Annotated in this window: 8 protein-coding genes; 4 read left to right on the top strand and 4 right to left on the bottom strand. The window is 74.1% G+C overall.

All coding sequences use genetic code 11. The features are described 5' to 3' along the window. Positions 1-277 precede the first annotated feature (277 nt). Positions 278-787: a GbsR/MarR family transcriptional regulator gene (locus ACWGKU_RS18030; RefSeq protein ID WP_401045813.1), complete on the bottom strand. Its 510-nt coding sequence runs from the start codon at positions 785-787 to the stop codon at positions 278-280. 92 nt (positions 788-879) lie between these two features. Here ACWGKU_RS18030 and ACWGKU_RS18025 point away from each other — a divergent pair, with 92 nt between their 5' ends. Together ACWGKU_RS18025 and ACWGKU_RS18020 are read left to right on the top strand one after the other, a co-directional pair. Beyond that, positions 880-1,806, top strand: coding sequence for an ABC transporter ATP-binding protein (locus ACWGKU_RS18025; protein ID WP_452177688.1), 927 nt, complete (start codon positions 880-882; stop codon positions 1,804-1,806). Further along, positions 1,803-3,461 (top strand): ABC transporter permease, encoded by a 1,659-nt coding sequence (locus tag ACWGKU_RS18020; RefSeq protein WP_452177689.1) that lies wholly within the window; start codon positions 1,803-1,805, stop codon positions 3,459-3,461. The genes ACWGKU_RS18025 and ACWGKU_RS18020 overlap by 4 nt, the downstream gene beginning before the upstream one ends. Positions 3,462-3,491: 30 nt before the next feature. Here ACWGKU_RS18020 and ACWGKU_RS18015 read toward each other — a convergent pair whose 3' ends face one another. Continuing rightward, on the bottom strand, positions 3,492-4,079 hold the full coding sequence (locus tag ACWGKU_RS18015; protein WP_359902675.1) for a TerD family protein: 588 nt from the start codon (positions 4,077-4,079) through the stop codon (positions 3,492-3,494). A gap of 379 nt (positions 4,080-4,458) precedes the next feature. On the opposite strand from ACWGKU_RS18015, the gene ACWGKU_RS18010 reads away from it, so the two are divergent. Further along, entirely contained in the window at positions 4,459-6,705 is a 2,247-nt protein-coding gene (locus ACWGKU_RS18010; protein ID WP_401045821.1) for a type 1 glutamine amidotransferase family protein, read from the top strand. Here the strand turns inward: ACWGKU_RS18010 and ACWGKU_RS18005 are convergent. Continuing rightward, on the bottom strand, positions 6,692-7,822 hold the full coding sequence (locus tag ACWGKU_RS18005) for a TolB family protein (RefSeq protein WP_452177690.1): 1,131 nt from the start codon (positions 7,820-7,822) through the stop codon (positions 6,692-6,694). The two genes, ACWGKU_RS18010 and ACWGKU_RS18005, sit on opposite strands and share 14 nt — an antisense overlap. A gap of 108 nt (positions 7,823-7,930) precedes the next feature. Then, complete coding sequence (locus tag ACWGKU_RS18000) at positions 7,931-8,578, bottom strand: class I SAM-dependent methyltransferase (RefSeq protein ID WP_452177691.1); 648 nt, start codon at positions 8,576-8,578, stop codon at positions 7,931-7,933. A gap of 316 nt (positions 8,579-8,894) precedes the next feature. On the opposite strand from ACWGKU_RS18000, the gene ACWGKU_RS17995 reads away from it, so the two are divergent. Beyond that, positions 8,895-11,279 (top strand): glycosyl hydrolase family 18 protein, encoded by a 2,385-nt coding sequence (locus ACWGKU_RS17995; protein WP_452177692.1) that lies wholly within the window; start codon positions 8,895-8,897, stop codon positions 11,277-11,279. Positions 11,280-11,377 lie beyond the last annotated feature (98 nt).

Genomic DNA, 11,377 nt, shown 5'->3' with positions numbered 1-11,377 from the left:
GTTCCCCTTGCGCCCGTGGGGCGCCCCCTACTTTGTGACCCGTGGGGCGGGTTTGTTACCGGCTACCCGCCCCCCACGGCTCGTCACGGACGGCCCCGCCCCGGCTTGTCGCGACCTCCCGGCCTCGTCCCGGCCCCCGGAGTCGAACACCGAGCAGCACCGACCGACCGTCGGCAGCGGCTCCCCGGCGCGGGGGTGGATCTCCACCGGGCCGGTGAGCGCGGTCTTCCCGCCGCAGAACGCACCCCGTGCCGACGCTCCGCGCCGGGCCGACCCGCTACCGCGTACCGGCCGCGCGGTGCTCGCGCCAGCGGCCGAGCATCCCGTGCAGCTCGTCGATCATGAACTCGAAGAAGGCTGCGCTCTCCGCCAGCCGATCCCCCGCCACGGTGCCGGCGCCGACGGTGGCCTCGCCGTCGCGCAGCACCCGGATCCAGCGCAGCATGATCTCGTCGCGCCGGGTCAGCGACTCGAACCAGACGTCGTTGAGCACCCGGTAGCGGTCCCGCCGGGAGCCGGGCTCGCGCTCCTTGGCGACCAGGCCGACCTGGATCAGGTAGCGCATCGCGCCGGACACGGCCGCCGGGCTGATCCGCAGCCGTTCGGAGAGTTCGGCGGAGGTGAGCACTCCGCTCTCCTCCGCCATCAGGCAGGAGAAGATCCGGGACGGCATCCGGCCCATGCCCGCGACCACCAGCTCCGCGGCGAAGCGCTCGACGAAGTCCGACAGCGCCTTGTCCTCGCGCTCCTCCTCGGGCTCCCCCGGCCCCTTCGTTCCCTGCACCACCCTGAGCCCCTTTCCGGTGATCACTCGTCCCTGTCGAACTTTAACGCTTCCCAATATTCACGTTTTTCTGAAATTACGATAGCTTCACAACCATGACCAAGGCCATCACCCTGTCCGGCCTCCGCAAGACCTTCGGCCGGACCACCGCGCTGGACGGCCTCGACCTCACCGTCGAGACCGGCGAGGTCCACGGCTTCCTCGGGCCCAACGGATCCGGGAAGTCCACGACCATCCGCGTCCTGCTCGGCCTGCTGCGCGCCGACGGCGGCAGCGCCCGCATGCTCGGCAAGGACCCGTGGCACGACGCCGTCGAGCTGCACCGCCGCCTCGCCCACGTGCCCGGCGACGTCGAGCTCTGGCCCAACCTCACCGGCGGCGAGGCCATCGACCTGCTCTCCCGGCTGCGCGGCCGGCTCGACCGCCGCCGCCGCGACGAGCTGATCGAGCGCTTCGCCCTCGACCCGACCAAGAAGGGCCGCAGCTACTCCAAGGGCAACCGGCAGAAGGTCGCCATCGTCGCCGCGCTCGCCTCCGACGCCGAGTTGCTGCTGCTCGACGAGCCGACCTCCGGCCTCGACCCGCTGATGGAGGTGGTCTTCCAGGACGTCGTGCGCCGGGCCAAGGAGGACGGCCGCACCGTCCTGCTCTCCAGCCACATCCTGGACGAGGTGGAGAAGCTGGGCGACCGGGTCAGCATCGTCCGGCACGGCCGGGTCGTGCAGAGCGGCTCCCTCGACGAGCTGCGCCACCTCACCCGCACCACCGTCGAGGCCCGGACCCTGCGCCCGGTCCCCGGACTGGAGGCGCTGACCGGCGTGCACGGCCTGCACACCGAGGGCGACCGGGTCCGGTTCGCCGTGGACGGCGCCCAACTCGACGCCGCGGTACGGCTCCTGAGCGCGGCCGGACTGCGCGGCCTGCTCAGCCACCCGCCCACGCTGGAGGAGCTCATGCTGCGCCACTACGGCGACGAGCCGGCCGCCGACGGGCACCGCGCCGACGGCGAGGCCCTGCGATGACCGCCACCGCCGCCGAACCGGCCACCGGCCGCGCCGCCGCCCCTCGCCGCACGGCGACCCGCACCACCCTGGCCGGCACCACCGCGCTGCTCCGCTTCGCCCTGCGCCGCGACCGGCTGCGGCTGTCCGCCTGGGTGCTCGGCCTCTGGCTGGTCACCCTGTCCACCGCCAACAGCGTCCACACCCTCTACCCGACCGCCGCCGACCGCGCCTCCATCGCCCACGGCTCGGACAACCCGGCGATGCTCGCGATGAGCGGACCGGCCCACTACCTGGCCGACTACACCTGGGGCGCCATGCTCGGCCACCGGATGCTCGGTCTGCTGGCCGTCCTGGCCGGGCTGCTGAGCGTCCTCACCGTCACCCGGCACACCCGGGCCGAGGAGGAGAGCGGCCGCGCCGAACTGCTCCGCTCGGCCGCCGTCGGCCGGCACGCCCCGCTCGCCGCCGCCCTGGCCACCGCCGCCGTCGCCGACCTCGCGCTCGGCCTGCTGCTCGCGGCCGGCCTGCCCGCGCTGGGCGTCCCCGGCCTCACCGCCGGCGGATCGGCGCTGTACGGCGCCGCGACCGCCCTCGCCGGGCTGCTGTTCGCCGCGGTGGCCGCCGTCACCGTCCAGCTCGGTGCGCACGCCCGGACCGCCTCCGGGCTCGCCCTCGCCGTGCTCGGCGGCGCGTACGCGCTGCGCGCCGCCGGGGACGCCGGTTCGGGCGCGCTCTCCTGGGCCTCCCCGATCGGCTGGCTGCAGCGCAGCTACCCCTTCGTGGACGACCGCTGGTGGCCGCTGCTGCCCGCGCTCGCCCTGACCGCCGCGACCGCCGCCGCCGGGTTCGCGCTCAGCAGCCGCCGCGACCACGGCGCCGGCCTGCGCGCCGCCCGTCCCGGCCCCGCCACCGGCGGCCCGGCCCTGGGCACCCCGTTCGGCCTGGCGCTGCGCCTGCACCGCGGTCTGTTCGGCGGCTTCGCGGCCGCCCTGCTGCTGGTCGGCGCGATGTACGGTTCGCTGCTCGGCGACGCCGACTCGATGCTGGGGGACGTCGACCGGATCCGGGAGGCGCTGGAGCGGCTCGGCGGACACACCCTCGCCGACTCCTACGCCGCGCTGACCATGCTGGTGGTCGCCGTGCTCGGCGGCGTCCACGCGGTGCTGGCCACGCTGCGCCCGCGTGCCGAGGAGAGCGCCGGACGGACGGTGCCGGTGCTGGCCACCGGCGTGTCACGGTCGGCCTGGCTGGGCGGGCACCTGGCGGCGGCCCTGCTGGGCTCCACCGCCGTCCTGCTGGCGGCGGGCGTGGGCTTCGGCCTGGCCGGGGCGCTGTCCAGCGGCGACGGGGGCGCGTTCCTGCGGCTGACCGGCGCGGCACTGGCCTTCGCGCCGGCCCAGTGGGTGACGGTGGGTTTCGCCGCCGCGGTGTACGGCTGGCTGCCCCGGGCCGCGCCGCTGGCCTGGCTGGTGCCCGGGTACGCCTTCGTGATCGGCTACCTGGGCCCGCTGCTCGACCTCCCCGCGGGCCTGGAGCGGCTCTCCCCGTACGGCCGGGTGCCCCGGCTCCCGGCGGCCGCGATGGACTGGACGCCGCTCGCCGTGCTCACCCTGGTCGCGGCCGCCCTGATCGCCCTGGCCCTGGTCGGGTTCCGGCGCCGCGACATCGACTGACGCCGGGGCGCCGGAACCCGCCACGGGCGATCAGAGGTGCTTGACCAGCTCCGGCATCAGGTCCTGGAAGGTACGCCCACTGGCCGGCTGGCCGATCGCGGCCATCTGCCAGCCGGTCTCCGTGCGCTGCACCTTGGCCATGATCTGCGCGGTGTACGGGCCGCCGCCGGTGAGCGTGTAGCGCGCCAGCTCGACGCCGGTGGTCTCGTCCACGAGCCGGCAGAACGCCGCCTCGACCTCCTGAAAGGTCTGCCCGGTGAAGGAGTTGACGGTGAAGACGATCTGGTCGACCTCGGCGGAGACGGTGGTCAGGTTGACCGTGATCGACTCGTCGTCGGTCGCGTCGCCCGCGCCGCCGACCAGGTTGTCCCCGCTGTGCCGGACCGAACCGTCGTTGCTGTTGAGGTGTTGGAAGAACACCACGTCCACCGGTCGCCCCTGGGCGAACAGCACCGCCGAGGCGTCCAGGTCGATCTCCCGGCCGGCGGCGAGCAGCTTGGCGAGGAAGCCCTTGCGCTCCGCCGCCTTCCAGCCGAGGCCCATCCGGACCAGGCTCAGCTGCCCACCCCCCGGCTTCTCCAGGCTGATCTTCTGCCCCTTGGCCAGCGAAACGCTCATCGCGTCCTCCTCCGTTCTGCCACCGTCCGTGCCGCGAATCTACAGCACTGTAGAGAATTTATGATCATCGACGGTGCCCTGCGAGCACCTGTACCCCGTACTCCCCCGGACCTCACCCCGACAACGGTCCGCACACTGAGGGAACCGGCGGTCCGACGTCTGGCGTAACCGTGGACCGCGACCGGACGGCCGGGGCGGCACACGGTCTAGGGTCGGCCCCGGGACGGCGCCCGGCAGCACCGACGCGCCGTCCACGCGCCGATCGCGGTGCCCACGCCTCACCGTGCCCACGACGGAGAAGTACCCACGACTCGCAGTGCTCACGACCGTTCCCGGGCCGTGCCGACGCGCGCCGCCCGCTCTCGCTGGGGGGACCACCATGCCCGAGCAGCACGAAGGAACCGAACGGCACGACGGAACCGGACAGCACGCAACACCGCAGCGACCGGAGGGACCCCGCCTCGGCCGGCGCCGGCTGCTCCGGGCCGGCCTCGGCGCCGGCGGCGCGCTGGCCACCGTCCGGCTGCTGCCCGGCGGCACGGCCTGGGCCGCCCCGGCACCGGACAGCGACTTCGGCACGGCGCAGTACGACGGCCTCTGGCCGTCCTCCCACGCCGGGCTGCGCGCCGGAGCCGCCGCGCAGACCTGGCCGGACTGGGCCCGCTACGCCCGCATCGCCGACGGCACCTTCAACGAGCCCGCCGACATGCAGAGCGCCGTGGACGCCCTCAAGGCGCAGGAGGTCAGCGTCATCGAGCTGGACACCCTGCTCTCCGACTGGCTCACCGACGCCCAGTTCGCCGCCCACATGGCCGAGGTGAAGCAGTTCACCGGCCTGGCCCACGCGGCCGGCCTCAAGGTCGTCATGTACTACCCGTCGCTGGAGCTGATCTCCCCCGGCGGGGAGAAGGGCCGCTCCTTCTACAAGAACGACCAGGGCAAGAACTGGGTCCAGCGCGACCTCGCCGGCAAGCCCAACGTGTTCTACGGCAGCGTGGTGGTCTGGGTCGACCCGGGCGACGAGAGCGTCTGGCTCAGCCCCAACTCGCCCTGGCGGGACTACTACCTCAAGCGGATCAAGGGCGTGGCCGCGACCGGTGTGGACGGCATCTGGCCGGACGTCCCGATCTACTTCGACGGCGTGCTCTCCTGGTGCGACGCCTCCACCTGGGGCGCGGCCGCGTTCAAGGCCGACACCGGCCTCGCCCTGCCCAAGGCCGCGAACTTCGCCGACCCGGTCTTCCGCCGCTACGTCGAGTGGCGCCACCGCAACCTGCTCCGGTTCCAGCTGGACATCGCCGACGCCGGCCGCTCGGTCAACCCCGACCTGGTCACCTTCGTCGAGACCGTGTCGATGGACTACCGCTACGCCACCTCGATCGGCCTGGACGGCGGCTACCTGCGCCAGGCCCCCGGCGCCGTCGGCCAGGTCTGGGAGGTGGACATCCTCGGCAACTACGACGGCATGCGGCACGCCACCGCCGCCGACTGGGTCTGCCTGATCTCCATGTACAAGTACGCCCGCGCCGCCAGCGGCACCAAGCCGGCCTGGGCGTTCTCCTACGGCTGGCAGGCCGACGACGCCTCGCTGGTGATGTCCCAGCTGATCGCGGCCGGCTGCAACCCGTACGAGGTGAAGACCCCGTTCAAGAACGACACCGTGGACGCCGCGATGCGCACCCGGATGTACCGCTTCGTGCGCACCAACCAGACCAGGCTCTACGACCCGGTGTCGATCGCGCGGGTCGGCGTCTACCACTCCGCGCCGTCCCGGGACTACGTGTCCCCCGGCGAGGGCAACGGGATGTACGTCAACGCCACGGCCCCGGCCGGGATCGCCGACTGGTGGGGCGGCGACGACCCGGAGATGAGCTGCGCCTCGCTGCCCTGGCTCGGTGAGTTCCGGGGCACCGTCAAGGCGCTGGTCTACGCCCACGTCCCGTTCGACACGGTGCCCAGCCCCGGCCTGACCGCCGACGACCTGGCCCGGTTCAAGGTCCTGCTGCTGCCCAACCTCCAGGCGGTCTCGGACGCCGAGGCGGCGCTGCTGCGCGGGTTCGTCGCGGCCGGCGGGACGATCGTGATCACCGGCCCGGCACCCACCGCGCTCGACGAACTGGGCGGACAGCGCAGCGAGTTCGCGCTCTCGGACGTGCTCGGCCTGCGCAGGGCCGACCCGTTGCCCGCCACCAGGCAGAACTCCTACGGCAGCGGCAGCTGTTGGTACGTCAAGGCGCTGCCCGGGCTGAGCTACCTCACCAGGACCGACCAGGCCTCGGCCGACCAACTGCTCACCGCCGTCCGCCAGTCCGCCCCGCCGGAGGTCACCCTGGCCGGGGACCGCCGGATCTTCCTGGACGCCCGACGGCTCGGCACCGACACCGTCGTCCACCTGGTGAACTTCACCAACTTCGGCGACACCCCGGCGGCGTTCCGCAGCGCGCCCGCCAACTGCACGCTCTCCTGGGCCCTCCCGGCCGGGGCGAGCGTCTCCGCCGTCACCGTCGCGAGTCCGGACGGCACCGACCCGGCGCCCAAGGCCGTCCCGTACACCGTCACCGGCGGGACGGTCAGCGTGCCGCTGACCGTCGCGCAGTACTCGGTGGTGACGATCACCGTCGGCTGACGGACACCGGGCCGGGCGCCGGGATGCGCCAGAGGGCGGCGGGGCCGGCCTCGCCGCCCGGGGCGGACTCGAAGGCGATCCACCGCCCGTCCGGGGACCAGCTCGGCGCGCCGTCGTAGGCGCCGTCGTCGCGGGTCACCCGGACGGGAGTGCCGCCGGCCGCCTCCAGCACGAAGACCTGGGCGTTCGGCAGGTCGCCCAGGGTGGAGGAGAAGACCAGGTAGCGGCCGTCCGGGGACCAGCTCGGGTCGGTGTGCTCGCCCGGCGCCCCGGTGACCCGCCGCAGTCCGCCGCCGTCCGGGTCCACCGTCCACAGCGACCAGTCCTCGCGGCCCGCGCTCCGCCGCTGGAAGACGATCCGGTCGCCCGTCGGGGACCAGTTCGGCTGCCGGTTGTCGGTGCCGGTGCCCCGGCCGTCCACCAGCAGGACGGGAGCGCCGCCGCCGCGGCGGACCTTCCAGAGCGAGTCCTGTTGTTCGGCCGCGTCGCCCGGCACGGCGGCGTGCTCCGGCTCCCGGCTCTGCTGGAAGACGATCCACTCGCCGCCCGGGGAGAAACTCGGCTCGCTGTAGCCACTGCCGTCGGCGTGCCCGGTCACCCGCTCGGGGGCGCCGCCCGGCCGCATCAGCCAGATCTCGTCGTGCCCGGACTCCCGGTCGGTGGCGAAGGCGATGGCGTCGGCGGCCGCGTTCCAGCTGGCGCCCGGGAGGTTGACGGCCGCCCGGTCGGGGTCCGCCAGCACCGTGCGCGGGGCGCCGCCGTCCAGTGACAGGACGCCGAGGGCGGCGGCGCCCTTGTTGTAGCCCCCGCTGAACTCGGTCAGCAGGACGGAGCGGCCGTCCGGGGAGAAGGCCGGGTTCTGCGCGCTGCGGCCGCCCCCGGCGCGGTAGAGCAGCTGGGCGCCGTCGGCGCGACGCTCGGCACCGGCCGGGGGCGCACTGCCCGAGGGCGCGGCCACCGAGGGCACGGCGGCCGAGGGCGGGCCGGTCGGCGACACGCCGGCCGGTCCGGGCCCCGGCCGCTCCTCGTCGGCGGAGCCGGAGCCCGGACCCGCACCACCGCAACCGGTCAGCAGCAACGCGGCGGCCACGGTCGCCGGAAGCACGCGAATCCTCATGGCTCACACGCTAGTTGACGCCTCGTCAGCCGTCGTACGCCGCCGGGCGGACCGGGCTCCGCCGGACGGCAGGTGCCGCCGGCCTCCCCGAGGGCCGGCGGCCGGGAGTCACCCGGCGCCGCGCTCCAGCCGCACCAGCGCGTCCACCGCGACCCGTCCGCCCGCGCCGGCCTCACCGCCCTTGCGCCCGGGCTCGCCGCCGACCGTACGGTGCACCCGCTCGGCCCGGACGGGGCGCAGCCCGCGGTCGGCGAGGTCGGCCAGGACGTCCTCGGGGGTGAAGAGCACGGCCGGGTCCTGCGGGCCGCCGACGCCCTCGGTGAGGTTGCTCAGGTCGTGCCCGATGACGAGCAGGGTGCCGCCGGGGGCGAGCGCGTCGGCGGCGCGGCGCAGAGCGGCCCGGCGGCCCGAGGCCGGGATCTGGAGGTAGGCGACCAGGACGAGGTCGTAGCCGGCGGCGGGGGCCTCGAAGGCGCGGGCGTCGCCGTGGCGCCAGGTGAGCCGGTCGGCGACCTCGTCGGGCAGGTCGGCGGTGAGCCGTTCGGCGCGCTCCAGGGCGACGGCGGAGAAGTCCAGTCCGGTGACCTCCCAGCCCTGGGCGGCCAGCCAGATGGCGTTGCGGCCCTCTCCGGCGGCGAGGTCGAGGGCGTGGCCGGGGGTGCGGCCGGTCAGTTCACGGACCACCCACTGGTTGGGCGCCGTGCCCCACACCAGCTCGCTCGCGGCGTAGCGGTCGTCCCAGTCCTGGCTGTCCATCGCGCCTCCTGCGTTCGACGGGCCTGCTCGTACCGGCCAACCTACCGGGCCCGCGCCACCCCGGCCGCCGCTGTCCGGGGCCGCCGCCGCCGGGGCCGGAGGCGGTCCAGCGGGCGGACACCCTTGACGGCGAATATTGGTCCAGTCCAATCTGTTCAGTCGTGACGTGCACGGGCCGACCGCCCGTCGTGTCCGCGCACCGCTCGTCAGCACGTGTCACCAGCCCGCGCGCCCCCACCGCGCCCGGGCCGGCTCCCCTCGGCCCGTCCGGGCCACCGCACCGCCGGAACCCCCACACATCCGGAGGACCCACCGCATGCACGATCGCGTCATGCCCGCACGGCCCGCCAACCCCGCCGGGGAGCGTGCCGGCCGCCGGGCCGCCCAGCGCAGACGGGCCACCGCGCTGGCCCTGGCCGCCACCCTGACCACCAGCGGCGCCGCCATCGCCCTGACCTTCGGCTCCGCCTCGGCCGCCCCGGTCAACCTGCTGGCCAACGGCGACTTCGAGACCGGCACCCTGGCCGGCTGGACCTGCTCCAACGGGTCCGTCGTCACCACCCCGGTGCACGGCGGGAGCCGCGCGCTCAGCGGCGCCGCCTCGGCCGCCGACACCGCGCAGTGCCAGCAGACCGTCGCCGTCCAGCCGAACACCACGTACACCCTGGCCGGCTGGGTCCAGGGCAGCTACGTCTACCTGGGCGCCACCGGTACCGGCGTCAACTCCTCGGTGTGGACGCCGGGCGGGACCGGCTGGAACCAGCTGAGCACCACCTTCACCACCGGTGCCACCACGACCTCCGTCACGGTCTTCACCCACGGCTGGTACGGCACCGGCACGTACTACGCGGACGACCTCACCCTGACCGGCCCGGCCGGGCCCACCGCGACCGCCAGCCCCACGGCCACCACCAGTCCGACCGCCACGGCCACCACCAGTCCGACCGCCACGGCCAGCCCGACCGCGACCGCGAGCCCCACGGCGACCGGCAGCCCGACCGCCACCGGCAGCCCGACGGCGACCAACAGCCCGACCGGCACCCCCACGACCACCACCCCGACCCCGACGGCCACCGCGAGCGGCCCGGCCGGGGACGGCAAGGTCACCACCCCGACCGGCTTCGCGGTCACCAGGACGACGTCCAACGCGGTGGTGCTCACCTGGCAGCCCTCCACCCTCACCAGCGGTGACGGCGCCGTCGCCTACAAGGTGTGGTCCAACGGCCAGCTCGTTGCCACCTCGATGGGCACCTCCGTCGCGGTCAGCTCGCTGCTGCCGGGCAAGAGCTACACCTTCAGCGTCCAGGGCTACTCCGGCAGCCACGCCTCCGCCCAGTCCGCCCCGGTGAGCACCACGACCGCGGCCGCCCCGGCCCAGCAGCCGGTCCGCTCGGCCTACTTCGACCAGTGGGGCGTCTACGAGAACGCGTACAACGCGAAGAACGTCGACACCAGCGGCGCGGCGGCCAAGCTGGACGTCGTCCACTACGCGTTCGCCAACATCGACCCCACGAAGTTCACCTGCTTCCAGGCGGTGAAGGCCTCCGACTCGGCCAACGAGTCCAACCCGAACGCCGGTGACGGCGCGGGCGACGCCTACGCCGACTACCAGGCCGACTACGGCGCCGGCACCAGTGTGGACGGCAGCAGCGACACCTGGGAGCAGCCGCTCAAGGGCAACTTCAACCAGCTCCGGCAGCTGAAGGCCAAGTACCCGAACCTGCGCCTCACCATCTCGATCGGCGGCTGGACGTACTCCAAGTACTTCTCCGACGCGGCGGCCACCGACTCCTCCCGCAAGGCCTTCGTCTCCTCCTGCGTCGACATGTTCCTCAAGGGGAACCTGCCGACCGGCGTGGCCGGTGACGCCTCCGGCGGCCCGGCCTCGGCGGCGGGCCTCTTCGACGGCGTCGACCTCGACTGGGAGTACCCGGGCTCGGCCGGCGGCCACACCGGCAACCACTACTCCGCGGCCGACAAGCAGAACTACACCCTGCTGCTCAAGGAGTTCCGCACCCAGCTGGACGCCCTCGGCGCCGCCCAGGGCAAGCGGTACCTGCTGACCGCCGCGCTGCCCAGCGGCCAGGACAAGGTCGCCCAGCTGGAGACCGACAAGATCGGCGCCTACCTGGACTACGCCGACGTGATGTCCTACGACATGCACGGCGCGTGGGACGCCACCGGCCCGACCAACCACCAGGACCCGCTGCACGACAGCCCGGCCGACCCGACCACACCGATCACCCCGGGCACCCGCAAGTACAACGTGGACACCACGATCGCCGCGTACACCACCGGCCTGCCCGAGTACGGCATCCCCGGCGGCTTCCCGGCGAACAAGATCGTGCTGGGCATCCCGTTCTACTGGCGCGGCTGGACCGGCGTCCCGGCCGGCTCCAACTACGGCCTGTACCAGAGCGCGACCGGCCCGACGGCGAAGAAGCCGCTGAGCCAGGAGGCCGGCCTGGCCGCCTGGAAGGAGCTCAACCCGACCGCGGCGCAGACCCACTGGGACCCGGTCACCGGGAGCAGCTGGGTCTACGACGGCACCAACTTCTGGACCGGCGACACTCCGCAGGCCGTCCAGGCGCGCGGGGCCTACGCCAAGAGCAAGGGCCTGGGCGGGCTGTTCGCCTTCTCCCTGGAGAACGACGACGCCTCCGGCACGATGCTCAACTCGATGGACAGCAGCCTGCGCTGACGCTCCGTCGGCCATGAGCGCATGAGTGCATGAGCGGCGGCCCCCGCGGAAACACCGCGCGGGCCCTCCGAGCCACCCGGCCGAGACCCCCCCAGAGT

This window comes from Kitasatospora sp. NPDC054768 (genome assembly GCF_053612025.1).
Note: the sequence above shows the minus strand (reverse complement) of the source record. Positions and strands in the feature narration are given on the sequence as shown.

Excerpts from the sequence above, each read along its gene's own strand:
- ACWGKU_RS18025 (WP_452177688.1), top strand. The coding sequence starts at position 880 with ATGACCAAGGCCATCACCCTGTCCGGCCTCCGCAAGACCTTCGGCCGG.
- ACWGKU_RS18020 (WP_452177689.1), top strand. The coding sequence starts at position 1,803 with ATGACCGCCACCGCCGCCGAACCGGCCACCGGCCGCGCCGCCGCCCCT.
- ACWGKU_RS18015 (WP_359902675.1), bottom strand. The coding sequence starts at position 4,079 with ATGAGCGTTTCGCTGGCCAAGGGGCAGAAGATCAGCCTGGAGAAGCCG.
- ACWGKU_RS18010 (WP_401045821.1), top strand. The coding sequence starts at position 4,459 with ATGCCCGAGCAGCACGAAGGAACCGAACGGCACGACGGAACCGGACAG.
- ACWGKU_RS18005 (WP_452177690.1), bottom strand. The coding sequence starts at position 7,822 with ATGAGGATTCGCGTGCTTCCGGCGACCGTGGCCGCCGCGTTGCTGCTG.
- ACWGKU_RS18000 (WP_452177691.1), bottom strand. The coding sequence starts at position 8,578 with ATGGACAGCCAGGACTGGGACGACCGCTACGCCGCGAGCGAGCTGGTG.
- ACWGKU_RS17995 (WP_452177692.1), top strand. The coding sequence starts at position 8,895 with ATGCACGATCGCGTCATGCCCGCACGGCCCGCCAACCCCGCCGGGGAG.